This is a genomic window from Pseudomonas sp. GL-B-19 (assembly GCF_019956415.1).
In the GTDB taxonomy this organism is placed as follows: domain Bacteria; phylum Pseudomonadota; class Gammaproteobacteria; order Pseudomonadales; family Pseudomonadaceae; genus Aquipseudomonas.
The window spans coordinates 40,797-62,321 of record NZ_JAHBDK010000021.1; the positions used below are offsets into that span (position 1 = coordinate 40,797).

Annotated in this window: 21 protein-coding genes; 7 read left to right on the forward strand and 14 right to left on the reverse strand. The window is 59.7% G+C overall.

The features are described from left to right. Window positions 1-45: 45 nt before the first annotated feature. Window positions 46-954, forward strand: coding sequence for a bile acid:sodium symporter family protein (locus tag KGB06_RS08705; RefSeq protein ID WP_223514210.1), 909 nt, complete (start codon window positions 46-48; stop codon window positions 952-954). Window positions 955-1,073: 119 nt separating this feature from the next. Beyond that, window positions 1,074-1,388: a quaternary ammonium compound efflux SMR transporter SugE gene (gene sugE / locus KGB06_RS08710; protein ID WP_007945200.1), complete on the forward strand. Its 315-nt coding sequence runs from the start codon at window positions 1,074-1,076 to the stop codon at window positions 1,386-1,388. A 107-nt stretch (window positions 1,389-1,495) separates the two neighbouring features. Here the strand turns inward: sugE and KGB06_RS08715 are convergent, their stop codons facing one another. The 4 genes from KGB06_RS08715 to KGB06_RS08730 all read right to left on the reverse strand — a co-directional run bounded on the left by KGB06_RS08715 (window position 1,496) and on the right by KGB06_RS08730 (window position 6,266). Next, window positions 1,496-3,370, reverse strand: a complete 1,875-nt coding sequence (locus KGB06_RS08715; RefSeq protein WP_223514012.1) for an MFS transporter — start codon at window positions 3,368-3,370, stop codon at window positions 1,496-1,498. A gap of 91 nt (window positions 3,371-3,461) precedes the next feature. Further along, the gene (locus tag KGB06_RS08720; RefSeq protein ID WP_223514015.1) at window positions 3,462-4,613 is read right to left on the reverse strand and encodes a TDT family transporter; all 1,152 of its coding nucleotides are present in this window, start codon (window positions 4,611-4,613) and stop codon (window positions 3,462-3,464) included. Window positions 4,614-4,718: 105 nt separating this feature from the next. Next, window positions 4,719-5,030 (reverse strand): cupin, encoded by a 312-nt coding sequence (locus tag KGB06_RS08725; RefSeq protein ID WP_223514017.1) that lies wholly within the window; start codon window positions 5,028-5,030, stop codon window positions 4,719-4,721. A gap of 42 nt (window positions 5,031-5,072) precedes the next feature. Further along, window positions 5,073-6,266 carry an MFS transporter gene (locus KGB06_RS08730; protein ID WP_223514020.1) on the reverse strand — a complete coding sequence of 398 codons (1,194 nt, stop codon included), beginning with the start codon at window positions 6,264-6,266 and terminating at the stop codon, window positions 5,073-5,075. Window positions 6,267-6,420: 154 nt separating this feature from the next. Between KGB06_RS08730 and KGB06_RS08735 the strand changes: the two genes are divergently transcribed. Together KGB06_RS08735 and KGB06_RS08740 are read left to right on the forward strand one after the other, a co-directional pair. Continuing rightward, the gene (locus tag KGB06_RS08735; RefSeq protein WP_223514022.1) at window positions 6,421-6,957 is read left to right on the forward strand and encodes a TetR/AcrR family transcriptional regulator; all 537 of its coding nucleotides are present in this window, start codon (window positions 6,421-6,423) and stop codon (window positions 6,955-6,957) included. 221 nt (window positions 6,958-7,178) lie between these two features. Beyond that, on the forward strand, window positions 7,179-10,649 hold the full coding sequence (locus KGB06_RS08740) for a PAS domain-containing hybrid sensor histidine kinase/response regulator (RefSeq protein WP_223514024.1): 3,471 nt from the start codon (window positions 7,179-7,181) through the stop codon (window positions 10,647-10,649). Between the two features lie 113 nt (window positions 10,650-10,762). Here KGB06_RS08740 and rmuC read toward each other — a convergent pair whose 3' ends face one another. After that, entirely contained in the window at window positions 10,763-12,127 is a 1,365-nt protein-coding gene (gene rmuC, locus KGB06_RS08745; protein ID WP_223514213.1) for a DNA recombination protein RmuC, read from the reverse strand. A gap of 175 nt (window positions 12,128-12,302) precedes the next feature. Then, window positions 12,303-12,626 carry a sel1 repeat family protein gene (locus KGB06_RS08750; protein WP_317849371.1) on the reverse strand — a complete coding sequence of 108 codons (324 nt, stop codon included), beginning with the start codon at window positions 12,624-12,626 and terminating at the stop codon, window positions 12,303-12,305. A gap of 952 nt (window positions 12,627-13,578) precedes the next feature. On the opposite strand from KGB06_RS08750, the gene KGB06_RS08755 reads away from it, so the two are divergent. The 3 genes from KGB06_RS08755 to KGB06_RS08765 all read left to right on the forward strand — a co-directional run bounded on the left by KGB06_RS08755 (window position 13,579) and on the right by KGB06_RS08765 (window position 15,980). Continuing rightward, complete coding sequence (locus tag KGB06_RS08755) at window positions 13,579-13,803, forward strand: hypothetical protein (protein WP_223514030.1); 225 nt, start codon at window positions 13,579-13,581, stop codon at window positions 13,801-13,803. A 276-nt stretch (window positions 13,804-14,079) separates the two neighbouring features. Beyond that, complete coding sequence (locus KGB06_RS08760; RefSeq protein WP_150778613.1) at window positions 14,080-14,562, forward strand: hypothetical protein; 483 nt, start codon at window positions 14,080-14,082, stop codon at window positions 14,560-14,562. 146 nt (window positions 14,563-14,708) lie between these two features. After that, window positions 14,709-15,980, forward strand: coding sequence for an OmpP1/FadL family transporter (locus KGB06_RS08765; protein ID WP_223514032.1), 1,272 nt, complete (start codon window positions 14,709-14,711; stop codon window positions 15,978-15,980). Window positions 15,981-16,069: 89 nt separating this feature from the next. On the opposite strand, the gene KGB06_RS08770 is transcribed toward KGB06_RS08765, so the two are convergent. From KGB06_RS08770 to cobU, 8 genes are all read right to left on the reverse strand, one after another. Then, a complete protein-coding gene (locus KGB06_RS08770; RefSeq protein WP_223514033.1) occupies window positions 16,070-16,621 on the reverse strand; it encodes a glutathione peroxidase in 552 nt (183 codons plus the stop codon). A gap of 55 nt (window positions 16,622-16,676) precedes the next feature. Then, the gene (locus KGB06_RS29880) at window positions 16,677-16,799 is read right to left on the reverse strand and encodes a hypothetical protein (RefSeq protein WP_263288213.1); all 123 of its coding nucleotides are present in this window, start codon (window positions 16,797-16,799) and stop codon (window positions 16,677-16,679) included. Beyond that, window positions 16,796-18,004, reverse strand: a complete 1,209-nt coding sequence (locus KGB06_RS08775) for an MFS transporter (RefSeq protein WP_223514035.1) — start codon at window positions 18,002-18,004, stop codon at window positions 16,796-16,798. The genes KGB06_RS29880 and KGB06_RS08775 overlap by 4 nt, the downstream gene beginning before the upstream one ends. A 53-nt stretch (window positions 18,005-18,057) precedes the next feature. Next, window positions 18,058-18,462 carry a MarR family winged helix-turn-helix transcriptional regulator gene (locus tag KGB06_RS08780; RefSeq protein WP_223514036.1) on the reverse strand — a complete coding sequence of 135 codons (405 nt, stop codon included), beginning with the start codon at window positions 18,460-18,462 and terminating at the stop codon, window positions 18,058-18,060. Between the two features lie 98 nt (window positions 18,463-18,560). Then, window positions 18,561-19,292 carry an adenosylcobinamide-GDP ribazoletransferase gene (locus tag KGB06_RS08785; RefSeq protein WP_223514039.1) on the reverse strand — a complete coding sequence of 244 codons (732 nt, stop codon included), beginning with the start codon at window positions 19,290-19,292 and terminating at the stop codon, window positions 18,561-18,563. Window positions 19,293-19,294: 2 nt separating this feature from the next. Then, window positions 19,295-19,870, reverse strand: coding sequence for an alpha-ribazole phosphatase family protein (cobC, locus tag KGB06_RS08790; protein ID WP_223514042.1), 576 nt, complete (start codon window positions 19,868-19,870; stop codon window positions 19,295-19,297). After that, a complete protein-coding gene (gene cobT / locus KGB06_RS08795; protein WP_223514045.1) occupies window positions 19,867-20,922 on the reverse strand; it encodes a nicotinate-nucleotide--dimethylbenzimidazole phosphoribosyltransferase in 1,056 nt (351 codons plus the stop codon). Before cobT ends, cobC begins: the two co-directional genes overlap by 4 nt. Then, window positions 20,919-21,440, reverse strand: a complete 522-nt coding sequence (gene cobU / locus KGB06_RS08800; RefSeq protein ID WP_223514047.1) for a bifunctional adenosylcobinamide kinase/adenosylcobinamide-phosphate guanylyltransferase — start codon at window positions 21,438-21,440, stop codon at window positions 20,919-20,921. The genes cobT and cobU overlap by 4 nt, the downstream gene beginning before the upstream one ends. Window positions 21,441-21,525 lie beyond the last annotated feature (85 nt).

Genomic DNA, 21,525 nt, shown 5'->3' on the forward strand with positions numbered 1-21,525 from the left:
ATGTAGACTGGCCCACCGCTATCGCGGGCAAGCCCGGCTCCTACACTGATTTTCGCGGTCGTGGCCTTCCTGCAACCGGCGTGGTTCATCGGTCTCAAAGGCGCGATCGTGCCGCTGCTGGGGCTGGTGATGTTCGGCATGGGCCTGACCCTCAAACTTGAAGACTTCGCCGAAGTCGCCCGCCATCCATGGCGCGTGGCCTTGGGCGTGGTTGCGCATTTCGTGATCATGCCCGGCGTGGCGTGGTTGCTCTGCCAGGCGTTTCACCTGCCACCGGAAATCGCCGTCGGTGTGATTCTGGTCGGTTGCTGCCCAAGCGGCACCTCCTCGAGCGTGATGACGTGGCTGGCACGCGGCGATCTGGCCCTGTCGGTGGCCATTGCCGCCGTCACCACCCTCCTCGCCCCGTTGCTGACCCCTGCGTTGATCTGGCTGCTGGCTTCGGCCTGGTTGCCGGTGTCCTTCATGGAGCTGTTCTGGTCGATTCTGCAAGTGGTGCTGTTGCCGATCATCCTGGGCGTGGTGGCTCAACGTGTACTGGGTGCCAAGGTTCGCCACGCGGTGGAAGTGTTGCCGCTGATCTCGGTTGTGAGCATCGTGATCATCGTCACCGCCGTGGTGGCCGCCAGCCAGGCGAAGATTGCCGAGTCCGGTCTGCTGATCATGGCGGTGGTGATGCTGCACAACAGCTTCGGGTATCTGTTGGGCTACTTCACCGGGCGCCTGTTCAAGCTGCCATTGGCCCAACGTAAATCGCTTGCGCTGGAAGTCGGCATGCAAAACTCCGGGCTGGGTGCCGCGCTGGCCAGTGCACACTTCTCGCCGCTGGCGGCGGTGCCGAGTGCTTTGTTCAGCGTGTGGCACAACATTTCCGGGGCGCTGCTCTCGACGTATTTCCGGCGGATGAGCGAGAAAGAAGACCGGGAATTCGCTGCGCGGCAGGCAACCGAATAAGCCGAAAACTTGATCCCCGGGTTAATGATGGGCACTCTATGGCGCAACGCGAGGACGACCTCGCGGCTCGATCGAGTCATTAATCTGGGGACGACCCCGTCAATCGATGGAGGTCTTTCATGTCCTGGATCATCCTGTTTTTCGCCGGCCTGTTCGAAGTCGGCTGGGCCGTTGGCCTGAAGTACACCGACGGTTTCAGCCGCCCTCTGCCCACCGCGTTAACCGTTGCGGCCATGGCCGTCAGCCTTGGCTTGCTGGGTCTTGCGATGAAGGAATTGCCGCTGGGCACAGCCTATGCGATCTGGACGGGGGTGGGTGCGGTCGGTACGGTGATTGCCGGAATCATACTGTTTGGTGAATCGATGGCGCTGTTTCGGCTGGCCAGTGTGGCGTTGATTATTGCCGGGTTGGTTGGGCTCAAGGTCAGCGCTTAAACCACTACCGCCTTCGCGAGCAGGCTCGCTCCCACATATGATCTGTGTCAGTCACAAATCCCCTGTGGGAGCGAGCCTGCTCGCGATGAGGCCCGCACAGTCACTGATTATCTAACTGCCCCACGCAAATCCCCCACCAACACCTGCAACTTCGCCGGCTCCGCCGCTTCAACCGCCACAGCCGGCCCCGCCACCAACGTCACCCGCGACCACAACCGATGAAACAGCCCCTTGCCCGGATCGCGGCTGAAGAAACTCCCCCACAATCCCTGCAACGCCAGCGGAATGACCGGCACCGGTGTTTCTTCAAGAATCCGCGTCAACCCGCCCTTGAACTCGTCGATCTCACCATCGGCGGTCAACTTGCCCTCGGGAAAAATGCATACCAGCTCGCCGTCCTTCAGATACTGCGCAATCCGCTTGAAGGCTCTTTCGTAAATTTGAATGTCTTCCTGACGCCCCGCTATCGGAATCGTCCCGGCCGTGCGAAAGATAAAGTTCAGCACCGGCAAGTTGTAGATTTTGTAGTACATCACAAAGCGAATCGGCCGACGCACTGCGCCGCCAATCAGCAGCGCATCGACAAAGGACACGTGATTGCACACCAGCAGCGCCGCGCCTTCATCGGGAATCAGATCCAGATTGCGATGCTCCACGCGGTACATGGAGTGGCTGAGCAGCCAGATCATGAAGCGCATGCTGAATTCGGGGACGATCTTGAAGATGTAGGCGTTGACGCCGATGTTCAGCAGCGACACCACCAGGAACAACTGCGGAATCGACAGTTTGACCAGGCTCAACAAGATGATCGAAACAATCGCCGACACCACCATAAACAGCGCGTTGAGAATGTTGTTGGCGGCAATCACCCGCGCCCGCTCGTTCTCGGCGGTGCGCGACTGGATCAGCGCATACAGTGGCACGATGTAGAAACCACCGAAGATCCCCAGACCAAGGATGTCGATCAGCACCAGCCAGGTGTGACCAAACCCGAGGACTTCGACCCAGCCATGGCCCGTCACGCTGTCCGGAATTCCGCCGGAATGCCACCACAGCAGCAAGCCAAACACGGTCAGGCCGAACGAGCCGAACGGCACCAGGCCGATCTCGACTTTGCGCCCGGAGAGTTTTTCACACAGCATCGAACCGAGCGCGATACCCACCGAGAACACCGTGAGAATCAGCGTCACCACGGTTTCGTCGCCGTGCATCCACTCTTTGGCATAGGCCGGGATCTGCGTCAGATAAATCGCCCCGACAAACCAGAACCACGAGTTGCCGACAATCGAACGCGACACTGCCGGGGTCTGCCCAAGACCCAACTTCAAGGTAAACCAGGACTGGCTGAAAATGTTCCAGTTCAGGCGCATTTCCGGCGAAGCGGCCGCCGCCCGTGGAATACTGCAACTGGCCAGGTAGCCGAGCACGGCAACGCCGATGATCGCGCCGGAGACGATAGGCGCGTAGTGACTGGACGACATCATGATCCCGGCGCCTATGGTCCCGGCGAGAATCGCCAGGAAGGTGCCCATTTCCACCAGCCCGTTGCCGCCGACCAGCTCTTCTTCGCGCAGGGCCTGGGGCAGGATCGAATACTTCACCGGCCCGAACAGCGCCGAGTGGGTGCCCATGGCGAACAGCGCAACCAGCATCAACGACAGATGATCGAAGATAAAACCGACGGAACCCACCGCCATGATGACGATTTCGCCGAGTTTGATCAGACGGATCAGGCGATCCTTGGCGAACTTCTCACCGAACTGACCGGCCAGTGCCGAGAACAAAAAGAACGGCAGGATGAACAGCAGCGCGCAGAGGTTGACCCAGATCGAACGGTCACCGTCGAGGGTCAGCTTGTACAGAATGGCGAGGATCAACGACTGCTTGAAGAGGTTGTCGTTGAACGCCCCGAGGGACTGGGTCACGAAAAACGGCAGGAAGCGCCGGGTACGGAGCAAGGTGAACTGTGAGGGGTGACTCATCTTCCATGTGTCCCTGATGTTAGGTAGCGAGTGGCGTGGTATTGGAATACCGAACGTCGATCCAGGCCACACATTACCTAATCTTGGCAGGTTATTTCTTTAATCCTGCAATGCACGGCGAGACAAACAGCTCACCGCGCCACGCGCCCTGCAGCGTGCGCCGGGCAACGATCAGCCACATCACCGCCAGCAACGCCACCAGCACGCAGCCAAACACGCTGAAAAACGTCAGGTTCAAGGTGCTGGCCAGTTTCAACGTCGCCAGCGAGTAGACCCCCAACGGGAAGGTAAACCCCCACCAGCCGAGGTTGAACGGGATGCCGCCGCGCAGGTAACGCAAGGTAATCAGCACCGCGATCAGCATCCACCATAAACCAAAACCCCACAGGGTGATCCCGGCCACCAGCCCCAGGCCTGCGGCGATTTCACCGATGCCTGGCAGGCCGTTGGCGGCGAAGATGGCCGGGGCGTCCGCCCCCAGCAGCAACATGCCCAGCGCTCCGGTGCCAATCGGGCCCAACGCCAGCCAACTGGAGGCTGCCATGTTTTCGTGCGGCAGTTTATGCAGCGCCATGCGCAGCAACAGGATCGTCAGAATGCTGAAGGCTACCGGCAGGGAAAAGGCCCACAGCACGTAACTCGTCACCAGCACCACCAGTTGCGAATGGGCCTCCGCCAAGTGCGGCGCCAGCAAGCCACCGCTGGCAGCGGCGACTTCTGCGGCCACCACCGGCAACAGCCAAACGGCGGTCATTTGGTCGATGCTGTGTTCCTGACGGGTGAACATCATGTAAGGAATCAGCACGCCGCACGCCAGGGACATCGCCACATCCAGCCACCAGAGCATTTCGGCGACATGAACCACACCATCGCCCCAGCGTGGCAGACCAAACACCAGAAAACCGTTAATGATGGTCGCGAGGCCCATGGGAATGGTGCCGAAGAACATCGACACCGTCGAATGGCCGAAAATTCGCCGGGCTTCGTTAAAGAACAGCACCCAGCGCGCCGCGTACACGGCGGTGAACAGCACGAACAGGAAAATATTGAACAGCCACAACCCTTCGGCGAACACACGCAAGCCGGGCATGGCGAGGGGCAATTGCGCCAGCGCTAATGCCAGCACCCCGGTGCCCATGGTCGCGGCGAACCAGTTGGGCGTGAATTGGCGGATGACTTCACGCGGGTGGTGCAAGTGGCTGAACGGCTTGATGCCGGTTTTGAGGCTGTTGGTGCATGTCATGGCAAACTCCTGTCCTCGGGTGAGGTAGAGCCCATGGTAGAACCGAATCGAATATCTATATAACGGGTAATATCTCTATATCTTATCTATTTTGCAGATATAGCGTCAGACGCTGCCTTCCGACTCGATCACCAGTATTCGCGCCGCGCCTTGCGGATACGCCACATGCTCGGTGCCAACGGACGCATAAAAAATGTCGCCGACCTCCAGTAGCACGTCCTTCTCAATGCCCTCTTCGCGATAACGCATCTGTACCCGCCCATCCAGCACCACAAACACTTCCTGGCCATCGTTGACGTGCCATTTATAAGGCTGATCCGTCCAGTGCAACCGGGTGGTGATGCCGTTCATGTTGGCAATATCCAGCGCGCCCCAGGCACGTTCAGCGGTGTAGGATTTGCTGCGGATGATCTTCATATGGGCGGTCCGTCGAATGAATGACGACGCCAAGGCTAGCGATCAATGCACATCAGCACCACAGACTTTCAACGATCGCTGACGCATCAAGGCCAGCCAAGCGCCAACACAGAGCACGATCAACACTGTGCCATAACCGTCGGTGGCCGCGACCAGGCCGAAGGTTCGCGTCAGGTTCCCCGCCAGCAACGACGGCAAACAGAACGCCAGATAGCTGAGCACATAAAACGCCGACATCAGACCCGCGCGTTCATGGGGTAGAGCCAACGGCACCAGGCTGCGCACGGCACCGAGAAAGCCGGCGCCGAAACCACAGCCGGCGACGAGCGTGCCGAGGAAAAACAACAGCAGGCTGGCGCTGTGCACGCCCAGTAAAACCAGGACGATCCCTGTCGGCAACAGACTCGCACCCAACTGTAGCGCCAGTGCGGCGGGGCGATTGCGCAGGGTGAAAATCATCAGCGCCCCCGTCACCGTCAGCGCGGCGACAGTCGAGCCGGCAATCAGGTTCGAGGTGGAACCGGTGGCTGTGCGCACCAAAGACGGCGCAAGGGACGCATAAAAACCGCCGAGCGCCCACGTGGCGGTGTTGAGCGGTAATACCCGCCATAAGGTGGTACGCGCCTGAACCGGCACATGTAGGGTCGGTCGCAACGACGCCCATGCCCCAGGCCGTCGCGAGACACTTTCCGGCAAACGCCAGATGTACAACGCCTGCAACGCAAACACGATGAGCAGCAGCCAATAGGTTAAATGCAACGGTGCCGGTGCAAATTCAGCGAGCAAACCACAGCCCAAACCACCCAGGGCCATGCCGAGCAACGGCGCAACGCTGTTGATCAGCGGCCCTTGCTGGCGGTCTGTGTCCAATAGCGTTGCACTGAGCACGGCGGTCGCCATGCCGGTGGCAAACCCTTGCAACACCCGGGCACTGATCAGCCACGCAATGCTGTCAGCGTGGATAAACAGCAACATCGCCAGACCATTCAGCACCACGGCGGTGAAAATCACCGGTTTGCGTCCAAGGTGATCCGATAGAGAACCGACTGTCAGCAGCGCAGCCAGCAAGCTGAAGGCGTAGACGCCGAAAATAAGGGTCAGAGTCGCGGCCGAGAAGTGCAGCTGCTCCTGGTACAAGCGATACAACGGCGTCGGTGCCGTGGAAGCCGCCAGAAAACTGAGTAAAGTGATCGCCAGAAACCACAGGCTTGCACGATTTGAACGAGAACTGGACATCGGCACACTCCGCAAAAGCTAATTTTTCGCTTTTGCGGAGTGTGCTATCGGCTGGCGCTTAAAGCAAATTCTTTGTGTTAAGGTCCGGTGCATGGCTTTTAGAGCCGGGGCTTTTGCCTTTACGGCAAGTCTCGGCGAGAACAGGAAACACCTAATGACAGGCCCCACTTTACGTCCCGGCGGCCGCAGCGCCCGGGTGCAGGAATCGATTCACAAGGCTGTACGCGAATTGCTCGAAGAGCAGGACCGCACCACCGTGACCGTGCCGCAAATCGCCGCGCGTGCGGGGGTTACGCCTTCGACCATTTATCGGCGCTGGGGTGATTTGTCGGCGCTGCTGGCGGACGTCGCCCTCGCCCGCATGCAACCGGAAACCGAATCGGCCAATACCGGCAGCCTGTGCGGTGACGTGCAGGCCTGGGCGGAACAGTATCTGGACGAGATGAGCTCCGAACCCGGTCGCAACATGCTGCGCGACGTGCAAGCGAGCCTCAAGCCGAGCTATTGCGCAACGATTATTGGCGGGCAGTTGCAGATGATTCTGGATCGTTATCCGAATGAGCCCAAACCGAGTGTCGATCGGCTGATCAACATGGTGGCGGCCCCTATCGTGTTTCGAATCCTGTTTTCCGAGGCGCCGCTGGAGGTTGAGGAATTGCATCGGTTGATCGGGATTGCGTTGAATCAGTAAGGGCCCCATCGCGAGCAGGCTCGCTCCCACAGGGATAGCATTCCAACTGTGGGAGTGAGCCTGCTCGCGATAGGGCCAGCACAGACAGCCAAAATCCGACTGACACACCGCCTGCGACACCCCGCCACGCCACGACCTTGGTCGACACTGACTAACCGGGGCCATCGTGCGAGACTGTCTGACCGGGCGGGAGTCCCGGGTGTCTTTTGTCTGGAGTTCCCATGTCGCTGTCCAGCGGGCTGATCGCCGCCGTCGCCCTGGCCTATATGGCCATCATGTTCGCCATCGCCTTTTACGGTGACCGTCGCAGCACGCCGTTGCCGCCGCGAATGCGCGCGTGGGTGTACAGCCTGTCCCTGGCGGTCTATTGCACCAGCTGGACATTCTTTGGCGCCGTGGGCCAGGCGGCGGAACAGCTCTGGTCTTTCCTGCCGATCTACCTTGGGCCAATCCTGCTGCTGGTGGGCGCGCCGTGGGTCCTGCAAAAAATGGTGATGATCAGCAAGCAGGAAAACATCACCTCCATCGCCGACTTTATCGCTGCCCGTTACGGCAAATCCCAGTCGCTGGCGGTGGTGGTGGCGCTGATCTGTCTGGTCGGCGTGTTGCCCTACATCGCTTTGCAGCTCAAGGGCATCGTGCTCGGGGTGAACTTGCTGATTGGCGCGGGCGCCGACGCCATGGGGGTTCGCGCCCAGGACACGGCATTGATTGTGTCGCTGGTGCTGGCGCTGTTCACCATTGTCTTCGGTACCCGCAACCTCGATGCCACGGAACACCACCGTGGCATGGTGCTGGCCATCGCGTTTGAGTCATTGGTCAAGCTGTTCGCGTTTCTCGCCGTCGGCGCATTCGTAACCTTCGGCCTGTACGACGGCTTCGACGACTTGTTCGACCAAGCCATGCTCGCCCCCCGCCTCGAAGAATACTGGAAGGAAACCATCAACTGGCCCTCGATGGTGGTGCAGACGGGCGTAGCGATGATGGCGATCATCTGCCTGCCCCGACAGTTCCACGTGACGGTGGTGGAAAACATTGATCCTCAGGATTTGCGCCTGGCCAAATGGGTGTTCCCGGCCTACCTGGCATTGGCAGCGTTGTTTGTCGTACCGATCGCCCTCGCCGGTCAGATGATGCTGCCCAGTTCAGTATTGCCGGACTCGTTCGTCATCAGTTTGCCGCTGGCCCAGTCTCACCCTGCCCTCGCCTTGCTGGCGTTTATCGGCGGCGCCTCGGCGGCGACCGGCATGGTGATTGTTGCCAGCGTGGCGTTGTCGACCATGGTGTCCAACGACATGCTGTTGCCATGGTTGCTGCGACGCAACAACGCCGAGCGGCCGTTCGAAGTATTTCGTCATTGGATGCTCTCGGTGCGCCGCGTCAGCATCGTGGTGATTTTGCTGCTGGCCTATGTCAGTTATCGCCTGCTGGGCTCGACCGCCAGCCTGGCAACCATCGGCCAGATCGCCTTCGCCGCCGTGACGCAACTGGCCCCGGCCATGCTCGGCGCGCTGTATTGGAAGCAGGCCAACCGTCGCGGCGTATTCGCCGGCCTCGCCGCCGGGACGTTCCTGTGGTTTTACACGCTGATCTTGCCGATTGCCGCCCGTAGCCTCGGCTGGTCGCTGGACAGCTTCCCGGGGCTGGCGTGGTTGCACAGCAACCCGCTGCACCTGCCGATCACCCCGCTGACCCAAGGCGTGGTGCTGTCGCTGGCTGGCAACTTCACATTGTTTGCCTGGGTGTCGGTGTTGTCGCGCACGCGGGTGTCGGAGCACTGGCAGGCGGGCCGCTTCATCGGTCAGGAAATCAGCGCACGCCCCAGTGCCCGCTCGATGCTTGCCGTGCAAATCGACGATCTGCTGCAATTGGCCGCACGCTTCGTCGGCGAAGAACGCGCGCGTCAGAGCTTCATCCGTTTCGCCTACCGCCAGGGCAAAGGCTTCAACCCGAATCAAAACGCCGACGGCGAATGGATCGCCCACACCGAACGCTTGCTGGCAGGTGTACTCGGTGCATCCTCGACGCGCGCGGTGGTAAAAGCCGCCATCGAAGGTCGGGAAATGCAGCTGGAGGATGTAGTCCGAATCGCCGACGAGGCCTCGGAAGTTCTGCAGTTCAACCGCGCCTTGCTGCAAGGCGCTATCGAAAACATCACCCAGGGCATCAGCGTGGTCGACCAGTCACTGAAACTGATGGCCTGGAACCGGCGTTATCTGGAGCTGTTCAACTACCCGGACGGATTGATCAGTGTCGGGCGGCCGATTGCCGACATTATTCGCTACAACGCCGAACGTGGTCTATGTGGCCCTGGCGAGGCGGAAGTCCACGTTGCCCGACGTTTGCACTGGATGCGTCAGGGCCGCGCCCATACCTCTGAACGACTGTTCCCCAACGGGCGGGTGATCGAGCTGATCGGCAATCCGATGCCTGGGGGTGGTTTCGTCATGAGTTTCACCGACATCACTGCGTTCCGCGAAGCCGAACAAGCGCTGACCGAAGCCAATGAGGGCCTGGAGCAGCGGGTGGCCGAGCGCACCCACGAATTGTCGCAACTCAACGTCGCGTTGACTGAAGCCAAGGGCACCGCCGAGTCCGCCAACCAGTCGAAAACCCGCTTTCTGGCGGCTGTCAGCCATGACTTGATGCAACCGCTGAACGCCGCGCGCCTGTTCTCCGCAGCGTTGTCCCACCAGGACGATGGCTTGTCTGGCGAGGCGCAGAAACTGGTCCATCACCTGGACAGCTCGTTGCGCTCGGCAGAGGACTTGATCAGCGACCTGCTGGACATTTCCCGCCTGGAAAACGGCAAGATCAACCCCGACACCAAGCCTTTCGCGCTCAACGAACTGTTCGACACCCTCGGTGCCGAGTTCAAGGCGCTGGCTCAGGAACAAGGGCTGACCTTCCGTGTTCGGGGCAGCACGTTACGGGTCGACAGCGATATCAAACTGCTGCGACGGATCCTGCAAAACTTCCTGACCAATGCGTTCCGCTATGCCAAAGGGCCGGTGTTGCTCGGCGTTCGGCGGCACAAGGGTGAGCTGTGCCTGGAGGTCTGGGACCGGGGACCGGGCATTGCGCAAGACAAACTGCAGGTGATTTTCGAAGAATTCAAACGCCTCGACAGTCACCAGACTCGCGCCGAGAAAGGTCTGGGGTTGGGCCTGGCGATTGCCGATGGTTTATGTCGTGTTCTGGGTCACACGCTGCGCGTACGTTCCTGGCCGGGGCGCGGCAGCGTGTTCAGCGTCAGTGTGCCGCTGGCCCAGGCACAAACCGTGGCGCCGACACAGACCACTGAACTCAACGGCCATGTGGTGAGCGGCGCGCAGGTGCTGTGCATCGATAATGAAGACAGCATCCTGATCGGCATGAACAGCCTGCTGACGCGCTGGGGTTGCCAGGTCTGGACGGCGCGCAACCGAGAGGAATGTGCCGCGCTGCTCAACAACGGTATGCGTCCGCAATTGGCGCTGGTGGATTACCACCTGGACCATGGCGAAACCGGGACCGAGCTGATGGCGTGGTTACGCACTCAACTGGGCGAGCCGGTGCCGGGGGTGGTGATCAGCGCCGATGGCCGACTGGAGACGGTGGCGCAAGTGCATGCGGCAGGGCTGGATTATTTGACCAAACCGGTGAAACCGGCGGCGTTAAGGGCGTTGTTGAGTCGGCATTTGCCGTTGTAACGCGGCAGATTTTAGCCTTGTAGGGGGCAACTGCCGCCATCGCGAGCAGGCTCGCTCCCACAGGGTTTTGCGCAGCTCATGTGGGAGCGAGCCTGCTCGCGATGCTTTTCGGATTACTCCGGCAACTCGACCAGGCCATCCACATCAGTCATCGCCCGCTCCAGCAAATCTGCCGGCAAGCTCTTGCTCGCTCGCGCGCCGAGCAACTTCAGCTGTTCGCTGCGACTGACCAGATTACCGCGGCCTTCTGTCAGCTTGTTGCGCGCAGAGCTGTAGGCTTTGTCCAGTTGCTGCAAGCGATTGCCGACTTCGTCCAGGTCCTGAATAAACAACACGAACTTGTCGTACAGCCACCCGGCGCGCTCGGCGATTTCCCGGGCGTTCTGGCTCTGGCGCTCCTGTTTCCACAGACTGTCGATGACCCGCAGAGTCGCCAATAAAGTAGTGGGGCTGACGATCACGATGTTGCGGTCGAACGCCTCCTGGAACAGCGTCGGCTCCGCCTGCAAGGCGGCGGAAAACGCCGCTTCGATGGGCACGAAGAGCAACACGAAATCCAGGCTGTGCAAGCCGTCGAGCCGTTTGTAATCCTTGCCGGCCAAGCCTTTGACGTGATTGCGCAGCGACAGTACGTGCTGCTTGATGGCGATCTGGCCGATGGCGTCGTCCTCGGCTGCCACGTATTGCTGATAGGCCGTCAGGCTGACCTTGGAGTCGACTACCACCTGTTTGTCGCCCGGCAGGTAAATAATCACATCCGGCTGGAAGCGCTCACCGTCCGGGCCTTTGAGATTGACTTGGGTCTGGTACTCACGGCCCTTCTCCAGACCCGCGTGTTCAAGCACTCGCTCAAGAATCAGCTCGCCCCAGTTGCCCTGGGTTTTCTGACCTTTGAGGGCGCGCGTCAGGTTGGTGGCTTCGTCGCTCAGGCGCAGGTTCAGCTGTTGCAGGCGCTCCAGCTCCTTGGCCAGCGAGAAACGCTCGCGAGCTTCGGCCTGATAACTTTCCTCGACGCGTTTTTCGAAGGACTGAATGCGTTCTTTCAAAGGGTCGAGCAGCTGACCCAGTCGCTGCTGACTTGTTTCGGCAAAGCGTTGCTCACGCTCGTCGAAAATCTTGCCAGCCAGTTCGGCAAACTGTGCACGCAGCTCGTCTCGCGAACCTTGCAGGTCACTGAGGCGCTGCTGATGGCTTTCCTGTTGCTCGCGCAGCTCGGCGCTGAGTGAGGCCGCCTGCATGTCCAGGCGACGCAGCTCAGCTTCTTTACCGGCGCGCTCAATGTTCCAGGCATGAGCTGCATCGCGGGCATCGTCGCGTTCGATTTGCAGCAGTTCAACTTCACGGCGCGCAGCGGCAAGGTCTGCCTGCCTGGCGGCGTTAGCCTGGCTCAGATCACCGATTTCATCGCGACTGGCGTCGAGTTGGGCATTCAAACCGTCCTGCGCCAACTGCGCCATGGCCAGACGCTCCTCCAGCAGTGCCACCCCGGCTTGCGAGACGCTCGCACGGCGCTGAATTTGCCACGCCAGTACCAGCAACGGCAGACCAGCGCCCGCCAGACCGAGTAAGAGGCTGGTCAAGTCCATAGCCATAGGGATTCCTGCCGATGAGATAAAGCTTGAAGGTTAACCAAGGCAACCAGACTTGGACAGCTCAGTCTTCGATTAGCCCCAGTTCCTGTTGGGCGCGCGCGTCCCCTGCTCGCGCGGCCTGGCGCAACAGTTCCTGACCAATGCGCCGATCACGGGCATTGCCGCATTCGCGGCACATCAGTTGTCCGAGGCGGCTTTGCGCGGCCACGACGCCTTCACGGGCAGGCTGTTTGAGCAAGCGTCCGGCGAAGTGCTTGATGTTGGGGTTATCCCCGAGACGCGGACTGTCCAGCAGCCACTCGGCCACGCGCATCGAAAAGCGCTTGGGCGGGGTCACATTGGGAGGCACGGAGGCAGCAGCGATTGATACTGAGCGAAACTTCATAAAGCACTGTGGGACAGATCGGAAGGCGCGCAACTCTACTCTTTTTTTCTGACAGGTAAAGCCTAAAAAAACCCAGCACGCCCGTCCTAGAGCAAGCGCTCGGGACAATCCACAGAAGCTGTGGATAACTCAGTGGACAACCGCTCTTGAACTCTCGCAAAGCCCTGTGGGACGGGGCTCGCAGTCAAACTGACGATTTTTTCACCAGTAAAAAAAAGCGATGTTTTTCATTGACTTAAAATTTCAATACAGGCACCCACTACGGCCAGGGCCTGAATGACAGTGGGGTTACAGTCTGCGCAACTTATGTGCACAACTCCCTTCGAGGCGGTTATATGGACGCACTTTTTCGGCGCGTTTTTGCGTGACTTCTGGGGATAAACCGGGAAAACCCTTGATCCAGGCAGATCGCGCTCCGATGAGTGACTGCAACCACCTGTCGAAATGTGAGCATTTGCAGGGCGCGTTGCGCGGGCTGATTTATCTTTTTTGCTAACACACTTCCATTCTCAAATTCAATCGGTTAGTATCCGCGGCGTTAGTACCAAGCTGAAAGTCAATTCTGGTCGAACAAATCCTCGCGGTCAGCCTTCCCTCAAGAGAAGCCTCCACCGACAAAACAGGATCGACCACCTCGATGGTTTCCAGGTAAACCTTGCGCCAACACAGCCTTCGAACAAATGCGAAGGGTGTTGCGAAGCTCACTTACTCTGACCGAACCAGCCTGCAAATTGATCAGGATCTTCACCCCGGGCCCAGAACCTTTGCCCTTGATGTGTTGCCTGCCCTCCTAAGTACCTACCTGCCAGCCCAAGCGCGCCAATTATCAGCGCTTCAAACTGGCTGCTTTGTTCCAGTCGGGTTCTTCGTTCGACCAATGGTGGTCGTCGTCACTGGAACGTTTTAACTTTGCACGGTTCTTATCCGTGTCGCTTGTAGGAACACCCAAATAATGACTACTCAAATCCATACCCTGGATGCAATCCGCACCCTAACCAACGCTTTTGCACCAATGAACTGCCTGATCATGGCTGCTCGCAAAGGCTGCTTCAGTTTCACTCTGGTCAATGAACACGGCATCGCTCGTCACAGCGAACGTCTGTACCCCGATCAATACTCCAGCGCAGAACCGCTGCAGGCCGTGATCGAGCGTACCCGCCAGGCATTGATTGCCTGAGACGCCAGAAAGACTGAAAAACCCAAAAGCCCTGCTCAAAAAGCGGGGCTTTTTATTGCCCGTTATTTCTCTTTTCGCAGATAGCCGCTAAGCACTAACCGATATAACGGTTATAACTCGAAGCTGGAAATATTTTAAAAACATACCTTTACAGCGCGAATATGACACTACACTTCAACTCAAGCGGTCTGATCCGCTTCCGGCGAGCCTGATTCGATCCACCGCTGCCAACGCTTCCCTCAGGTATCGCCGCCTACTTCATGTTTCGAGGGCTTTATGGGTATCGCTGCCAGCGAACTGTGCCGTTATGTGATTCGTCCGACATTGATTTACCTCGGACGCCATAGCGCAACTGCCGAATCCTTGCTGCTGGGCATCGCCGCCAGTCAGTCAGCCCTTGGCTCCGCCCTGCATGACCGCCGTGGACACGGCCTCTACCGAATCGCCGAACCCCGCCACCAGGCACTTTGGGATCACTATCTGGCACTGGACCCCGAACGGGCGAGCCTTGTCCGCGGCCTGGCCAGCCAACATGCCTTTCTCAGCGGGCCGCACCTGGAATTGACCGTTAACCTGCGTTACGCCACCGCCATCGCCTGGCTGCTGGTAGAAGAACAGAACACCCCCCTCCCCGCCGCCGATGACTTGTTAGGCATGGCCCGCATCTGGCGTCAGACCTTTCAGCCTCAAGGGCGTCTGCGCGATTTCACCAGCGCCTGGCAAACCTGTGTTTCACCCCTGAATCAGGTCGCTTGCTGACCCACCCATTTCACAAGATCGTGCAATCGGCCGTCAACTTGGTTGGATTGTCCTACAAAACCGCTCTAACTCAAGGCATTCAGCCTATGGCGCTGGGACGAAAATGTTGGTAATTTTCGCCCCGGTGATCACCTCGAGTTCGAATAATGAAAAAAGTAATGCTCAAAACCACCCTTAGCCTCGCCGTTACCCTGGCATCCACCCAGATCTTTGCAAGTGGCTTTGCTGTTAACGAACAAAGCATCAGCGGGATGGGTACGGGTTTTGCCGGGCGATCTTCCTCTGCCGATGACGCAAGTACAATTTTTGGCAACCCTGCCGGTATGTCCCGCATCAAGCGCGAACAAGTCACCGGCGGTCTTGCGATGATCGACGCACACACTGACATCAGCGACGCAAGCTCCTTCCCGAACGGCGGCAGCAACGACGGCGACATGGTACCGCTCATCGCCGTACCTATGGGCTACTACGTCAAGCCAATCGACGACAAGTGGGCCTTCGGTATTGGCGTGTACGCACCGTTCGGTCTGGTGACTGACTACGAAAACGGCTTTGCCGGTCGTTACTTCGGTAGCAAGAGCGAAGTAAAAGTCGTCACCCTGCAACCGACTGTCAGCTACGCCTTCAACGACAAGGTTTCCATCGGTTTCGGTCCGACCATCAACCACATCAACGGCACCCTGGAATCGAACCTGTCGATCACCCAGGCCGCGCCAGACGGCGAGGTCAAGATCACCGGTGACGACACCGCGCTGGGCTACAACATCGGCGTGCTGGTTCAAGCGACCGACAGCACTCGCGTCGGCCTGACCTACCACTCGAAAGTGGATTACACGCTCGATGGCAACACCAAGGTCAACTACAACGTACTGGGCTTGATCGGCCAGAACCCGAACCAGAAATACGACGCTTCGCTGGACGTGACCACGCCTGAATCGGTGGACTTCTCGGTCACTCACCAGCTCAACGACCAGTGGACTCTTTACGCAGGCAGCACCTGGACTCGCTGGAGCCGCCTGAAAGAAATCACCGTTGAAAACAGTGGTGTTCCAACTGTCCTGAACGGCCAATTCGGTACCATCACCGAAGAACAGAACTGGCACGACACCTGGGCTCACGCCATCGGCGCGGCCTACCAGCTGAACAAGCAATGGGTACTGCGTGGCGGTCTGTCCGTTGACCAGGCACCAACCAACAACGTTGACCGCTCCCCACGCATCCCGACAGGTGATCGCAAGGCATTCAGTCTGGGCGCCGGTTGGAGCCCGACCGACGACCTGACCATCGACCTGGCGTATTCGTACCTGCGCGAAGAGTCGGTCAAGATCAACAACAGCAACGACCGTGGCCAGACCTACAACGCCAAGTATGAAAACTCGGCGAACGGTTTCGGTCTCGGCGCGACCTACCGCTTCTGATGACTCACGGCCAGCCTGAACCACTCGCCGACTGAATCAAAAAAGCCCCGCTCTCTGCTACAGAGGCGGGGCTTTTTAGTGGGCGTTGATCAGGGTTGGGAAGCCAGGGCTTGCTCCACCGCTGCAATGAACTCGGGATCATCGGGTTTGGTCAGGCTGGAAAAATTTGCGATGACCTGGCCCTTGCGATCGACCACATATTTGTAGAAATTCCACTTCGGCGCGCTGGTCTGTTTGGCCAGGACCTTGAACAGATGCGTCGCGTCTTCACCTCGCACTGCCTGCGGTTCGGTCATGGTGAAGGTCACGCCGTAGTTCACGTAACAGACCTTGGCGGTCTCGGCGGTGTCCTTGGACTCTTGCTTAAAGTCATTCGATGGAACGCCAATCACCTCCAGCCCCTGCCCCTTGAATCGCTGATTGAGCGCCTCAAGGCTCTTGAACTGCGGGGCGAAACCGCAGTGGCTCGCGGTATTGACTACCACCAGCGGTTTACCCTCAAACCGCTGGCACAGGTCGATGAATTCTTTGGCGCGCAGCTTTTGCAATGAGCCTTGCAACAGCTCCGGGCACTCGCCCGCCTGAGCCAGCCCGGTAAACGCCACCAGCAACGCGGGGACTGCAATCCAGCGCTTCAACATGTCGGTGCATCCTTGATAAATCGTCAAAAACGAAGTTACTCGCCCTCGCCACTCGCTAGCAAGCACCCATGCCCAACTGCATCAGCGCCAGCCCGCCCTGATGCCAGCCCCACCACGACAACGCCAGCAGCAAGGCGCAGACGGCCGCTACAGCGATCCGCGGCCAAAGACGGTTCATATCGCACTCATCTGTGATTGAAGCCGCGCTACCGGCCGCTCACGCACCGGCCAGTTCAGGGCTGCTGCCAACAGGCTCAAGAGAATTGCCACTTGCCAGATCAAGTCATAGCTCCCGGTTCGGTCATACACCACCCCGCCCAACCAGCCGCCGAGAAACGAGCCAAGCTGGTGAAACAGGAAAACAATCCCACCGAGCATGGACAGGTTTCGCACACCAAACAAGGTCGCCACCGTGCCGTTGGTCAACGGCACCGTCGACAGCCACAGAAACCCCATGGCCATGCCGAACAGGTACGCCGTGGTCGTCGTCACCGGCGCCCACAGGAATAGCGCAATCACCACCGCCCGCAGCAAGTACAGACCAGTCAGCAAGCGCGGTTTCGACATACGCCCGCCGAGCCAGCCGGCGGTGTACGTACCGAAGATGTTGAACAACCCGATCAGCGCCAGCACCGTGGTGCCGACGGTGGCCGGAAGGTGTTGATCCACCAGATAAGCCGGCAAATGCACCCCGATGAACACCACCTGGAAACCGCACACGAAGAAGCCGAACGCCAACAGCCAAAACCCCGAGTGAGAGCAAGCTTCATGTAGCGCTTCGGAGAGGGTTTGTTCATGGCCGAGAACCGGCAATGGTTTGTCCTTGAGCATGCTCACCAGCGGCACGATCAACGCCACCAACAGGCCCAGCACCAGCAACGCGGCGGACCAGCCGAGCCAACCGATCAAGCCCAACGTGCCCGGCAACATCGCGAACTGACCGAACGAACCGGCCGCACTGGCGATGCCCATGCCCATGCTGCGCTTCTCGGGTGGCACCGCACGGCCGACCACGCCGAGGATCACCGAGAACGAGGTGCCGGACAGGCCGATGCCGATCAACAGGCCGGCACTCAGGGACAGTGTCACGGCGGAATCAGACAGCCCCATGAACACCAGGCCCAGGGCATACAGAACGCCACCGACCAGCACCACTTTCGCCGCACCGAAGCGGTCGGCCAGCGCACCGGTGAAGGGCTGCGCCAGGCCCCAGATCAGATTCTGCAAGGCGATGGCAAACGCAAAGGTCTGACGCCCCCAGCCGAACTCGGCACTCATCGGCGCCAGAAACAGCCCGAAGCCGTGGCGCACGCCCAATGACAACGCAAGAATCAGCGCACTCCCCAACAACACCCAACCGCAAGTACGCCACATCGATGTCATTTCTTATTCCCCGGTAGCGGGTATATACCCGCTTAAGATCGGAAAAACCGGCTTCAGGCCAGTTCATCCAGCAGTCGCAGCAAGGTTTCACGTTTCTCGGCGCCCAATCGATCAATCAACCGTTGCTGGGCCGCTTCCCAGGCCGGCAAAGCGGCCTTCAGACGTTCGGCACCGGCCTCGGTCAGTCGGACGATGCGATTACGCATGTCCTCGCCCTCGACCAACATCACCAACCCTTCGCCTTCCAGCACCCGTAAGTTGCGCCCGAGGGTGCTGCGGTCCAGGCCCATGGCTTCGGCGAGGGTGGAGATACTCGGTTGATCCAGACGCTGTAAATTGCACAGCAAAGAATACTGGGCAACGTTGATCCCGAAGCCGTCGAGAGCGCCGTCGTAATGCCTGCTGACGCCACGGGCGGCGCGACGCAGGTTGATGCATAAACATTGGGAGTCGAGCATGGTGCGTGTATATACCCGCGGTTGTATTAAATCAAGATATCGATGTGTCTGATGGACCGTATTCGCGAGCGGGGCCGGTACTTTTACCACAGGAGCCGTCAGACCAACGCCAATCCTATCAGCACCGCCGTCTCCAGTAACTCCAGCATCGCCCCGGCCGTGTCCCCTGTCGTCCCGCCCAATCGACGCAACATCACCTGCCGCAGCCACGCAAAAACCACTGCCGCCAGCACAAGCGCCCAAACCCCACTCAGACCTGCAATCAAAACACAGCCCAACGCACTGACCACCAACACCTGTTTACCCGCCAATCGCGGCAGATGATCAGCCAGCGCCTGCCCCAGTCCGCCCGCGCGCACATACGGCGTGGCCAGAAACAAACCCAGCATCGCGCTACGGCCGATCAGCGGAACGATGATCAAGAACACACCGTGCTGCTGCTCGATCAATGCCAGCAACGCCGCGAACTTCAGCAACAACACCAACACCAGCGTCACCACCGCAATCGGTCCGCTGCGCGGGTCTTTCATGATCGTCAGCGTACGTTCCCGGTCGCCAAATCCGCCGAGCCATGCGTCGGCGCTATCGGCCAGACCGTCCAGGTGCAACGCCCCGCTGAGCAGAACCCAAACCGTCAGCAACAACGCGGCATGCAGCAACAATGGCGTACCCAGTAACAGCCAATTCAGTGCCCATAGAATCGCGCCGAACAACAGCCCCACCAGCGGATAAAACAACAGCGAACGGCCCAATTCCAGAGGCGTCGGCATGCCGGGCAGGCGAATCGGCAGACTGCTCAAAAATTGCAGGGCAATCCAGAATGGCAGCATGGTCAGATCGCTTCCTTGAGAATAACGCCGGGTTCGACGCTCAACGAAAACAACGAGCCATGAGCGACTTCGACATTGAGTAACTGCTCGCGCGGCAAACCCCGGGCTTGCGCCAGCAACAAACGCATGACCCCACCATGGCTGATCAACAGAATCCGCTCGCCAGCATAAGCAACAACCAGTCGTTCAATGGCCGCCACTACCCGTTTGGAAAAGTCCGCCACCCGCTCACCGTCCGGCGGCGTAAACGAATAAGGATCAGCCCAGAACAGGCCCAATGCTTCGGCATCGGTTTCCATCAACGCCGCAGCGCTCTGCCCTTCCCAGGCACCGAAGTGCATTTCTTGCAGGTCTTTTTCCAAGTGCACCGGCAATCCCAGTTGCTCGCCGAGCTCTTCAGCAAACCGTGCACAACGCTGTAATGGCGAGCTGACCAAACGATCCCATGGCCCCTGCTCGATCACCGCCGCGCGCATCTGCTCCCAGCCTTTTGCGGTCAGTGCGTCATCGAGACTGCCGCGCAACCCGCCACCGAGTTCGGTCTCGCCATGTCGCAACAGGTCCAGACGCAACGTCATGCCGGACGGTCCGCAACGGCCGCTTCGGCGAAGGTCGCCATCTGCCCGTGAAGATCGCAGGCCAGACGCAACAACGGCACGGCCAGCGCAGCACCGCTGCCCTCGCCCAGGCGCAGACCAAGATCCAGCAACGGTTCGGCGTTCAGGGTTTCCAGCACATGACGATGGCCAGGCTCGGCGCCACGATGACCGAACAGCAGCCACTCACGACAATCAGGATTCAAACGCACCGCCACCAATGCCGCGACACTGCAAATGAACCCATCGACCAGCACCGCCACGCCATCCTGCGCACACGCCAGATACGCGCCAACCAGCGCGGCAATTTCAAAGCCGCCGAGGTTGAACAGCGTCTGCAAAGCGTCCCCGCGCTGAGCACTGTGCAGCGCCAACGCACGCTCGATAACCTGAGCTTTGTGACTGACGCCCGCCGCGTCCAGACCGGTGCCCGGCCCGGCCAGATGCACCACCGGGCAATCGAGCAAGGCACAGGCCAATGCACTGGCTGCGGTAGTGTTGCCGATGCCCATTTCACCGCCGATAAACAACTGCACCCCGGCTGCGATGGCGCGCTGCACGCTGTCACGACCTGCCTGCAATGCCAGTTCGCCCTGGGCCGTCGTCATGGCCGGGCCTTTGACGAAATTCGCCGTGCCGGGGCCAACGTTCAAGTGGCGCACACCAGGCAGATTCAAGGTTGGCGTGACCGTGCCCAGATCCACCACCTCAAGGGAAGCGCCCAACTGTCGCGCCAATACACTGATCGCCGCACCGCCGTTGACGAAGTTGTGCAGCATCTGCCCGGTGACTTCCTGAGGAAACGCCGACACGCCTTCAGCCACGACACCATGGTCACCGGCAAAAATCGCGATCCACAGGTGATCCAGACTCGGCTTGACCTGCCCCTGCAACCCGGCCAATTGCACCGCCACTGATTCCAGTTGGCCGAGGGAGCCGGCTGGTTTGGTCAGTTGCTGTTGGCGCGCCTGCGCCTGTTCGACGGCTTGCGCATTGATCGGCTTGCACGGGTTCAGCCACCAGGATTGAGTCATAACGCAGTTCCTTTCAAAGTCAGGGGCAGGCCAGCGACGGTCAGGACGACACGCTGGCAGCGCTCGGCCAACGCTTGATGCAGCCAACCGGCTTCATCGACGTAGCGGCGAGTCAATTCGCCCAACGGCACGACACCCATTCCGGTCTCGTTGCTGACAAAAATGATTTCACCCGGCAACGAGGCCAGGCAGTCCAACAGGGCTTCGCGTTCAGCGTTGAGGCGTTCGGCGTCATCGAGCATCAGTAGATTGGTCATCCACAGCGTCAGGCAATCCACCAGCAGGCAGCGGTTGGCACGTGCGGTTTCGCGCAGGACGCGGGCGAGTTCGACCGGTTCTTCGATCAATGCCCATTCGGCGGGACGCCGGGCGCGGTGATGGGCGACGCGGTCGTTCATTTCGCCGTCCAGCGGTTGGCTGGTGGCGATGTAGGTCACGGCCAGTTGGCTGTCGGTGGCGAGTTTTTCGGCCAGACGACTTTTGCCGGAGCGGGCGCCGCCGAGAATCAGTTGGAGCATGGTCATTTACCTTTAAATGGCGGCGTTGCGACTGGCCTCATCGCGAGCAGGCTCACTCCCACAGTGGGTCGATGGCGAACACAAA

What these genes read in the sequence shown, in the direction of transcription:
- KGB06_RS08735 (WP_223514022.1), top strand. Translation starts at nt 6,421, where the DNA reads ATGACAGGCCCCACTTTACGTCCCGGCGGCCGCAGCGCCCGGGTGCAG.
- KGB06_RS08715 (WP_223514012.1), bottom strand. Translation starts at nt 3,370, where the DNA reads ATGAGTCACCCCTCACAGTTCACCTTGCTCCGTACCCGGCGCTTCCTG.
- KGB06_RS08765 (WP_223514032.1), top strand. Translation starts at nt 14,709, where the DNA reads ATGAAAAAAGTAATGCTCAAAACCACCCTTAGCCTCGCCGTTACCCTG.
- KGB06_RS08755 (WP_223514030.1), top strand. Translation starts at nt 13,579, where the DNA reads ATGACTACTCAAATCCATACCCTGGATGCAATCCGCACCCTAACCAAC.
- KGB06_RS08760 (WP_150778613.1), top strand. Translation starts at nt 14,080, where the DNA reads ATGGGTATCGCTGCCAGCGAACTGTGCCGTTATGTGATTCGTCCGACA.
- KGB06_RS08720 (WP_223514015.1), bottom strand. Translation starts at nt 4,613, where the DNA reads ATGACATGCACCAACAGCCTCAAAACCGGCATCAAGCCGTTCAGCCAC.
- KGB06_RS29880 (WP_263288213.1), bottom strand. Translation starts at nt 16,799, where the DNA reads ATGAACCGTCTTTGGCCGCGGATCGCTGTAGCGGCCGTCTGCGCCTTG.
- cobT (WP_223514045.1), bottom strand. Translation starts at nt 20,922, where the DNA reads ATGACTCAATCCTGGTGGCTGAACCCGTGCAAGCCGATCAATGCGCAA.
- KGB06_RS08775 (WP_223514035.1), bottom strand. Translation starts at nt 18,004, where the DNA reads ATGACATCGATGTGGCGTACTTGCGGTTGGGTGTTGTTGGGGAGTGCG.
- KGB06_RS08780 (WP_223514036.1), bottom strand. Translation starts at nt 18,462, where the DNA reads ATGCTCGACTCCCAATGTTTATGCATCAACCTGCGTCGCGCCGCCCGT.
- KGB06_RS08750 (WP_317849371.1), bottom strand. Translation starts at nt 12,626, where the DNA reads ATGAAGTTTCGCTCAGTATCAATCGCTGCTGCCTCCGTGCCTCCCAAT.
- KGB06_RS08770 (WP_223514033.1), bottom strand. Translation starts at nt 16,621, where the DNA reads ATGTTGAAGCGCTGGATTGCAGTCCCCGCGTTGCTGGTGGCGTTTACC.
- cobU (WP_223514047.1), bottom strand. Translation starts at nt 21,440, where the DNA reads ATGCTCCAACTGATTCTCGGCGGCGCCCGCTCCGGCAAAAGTCGTCTG.
- KGB06_RS08740 (WP_223514024.1), top strand. Translation starts at nt 7,179, where the DNA reads ATGTCGCTGTCCAGCGGGCTGATCGCCGCCGTCGCCCTGGCCTATATG.
- KGB06_RS08725 (WP_223514017.1), bottom strand. Translation starts at nt 5,030, where the DNA reads ATGAAGATCATCCGCAGCAAATCCTACACCGCTGAACGTGCCTGGGGC.
- KGB06_RS08730 (WP_223514020.1), bottom strand. Translation starts at nt 6,266, where the DNA reads ATGTCCAGTTCTCGTTCAAATCGTGCAAGCCTGTGGTTTCTGGCGATC.
- sugE (WP_007945200.1), top strand. Translation starts at nt 1,074, where the DNA reads ATGTCCTGGATCATCCTGTTTTTCGCCGGCCTGTTCGAAGTCGGCTGG.
- cobC (WP_223514042.1), bottom strand. Translation starts at nt 19,870, where the DNA reads ATGACGTTGCGTCTGGACCTGTTGCGACATGGCGAGACCGAACTCGGT.
- KGB06_RS08785 (WP_223514039.1), bottom strand. Translation starts at nt 19,292, where the DNA reads ATGCTGCCATTCTGGATTGCCCTGCAATTTTTGAGCAGTCTGCCGATT.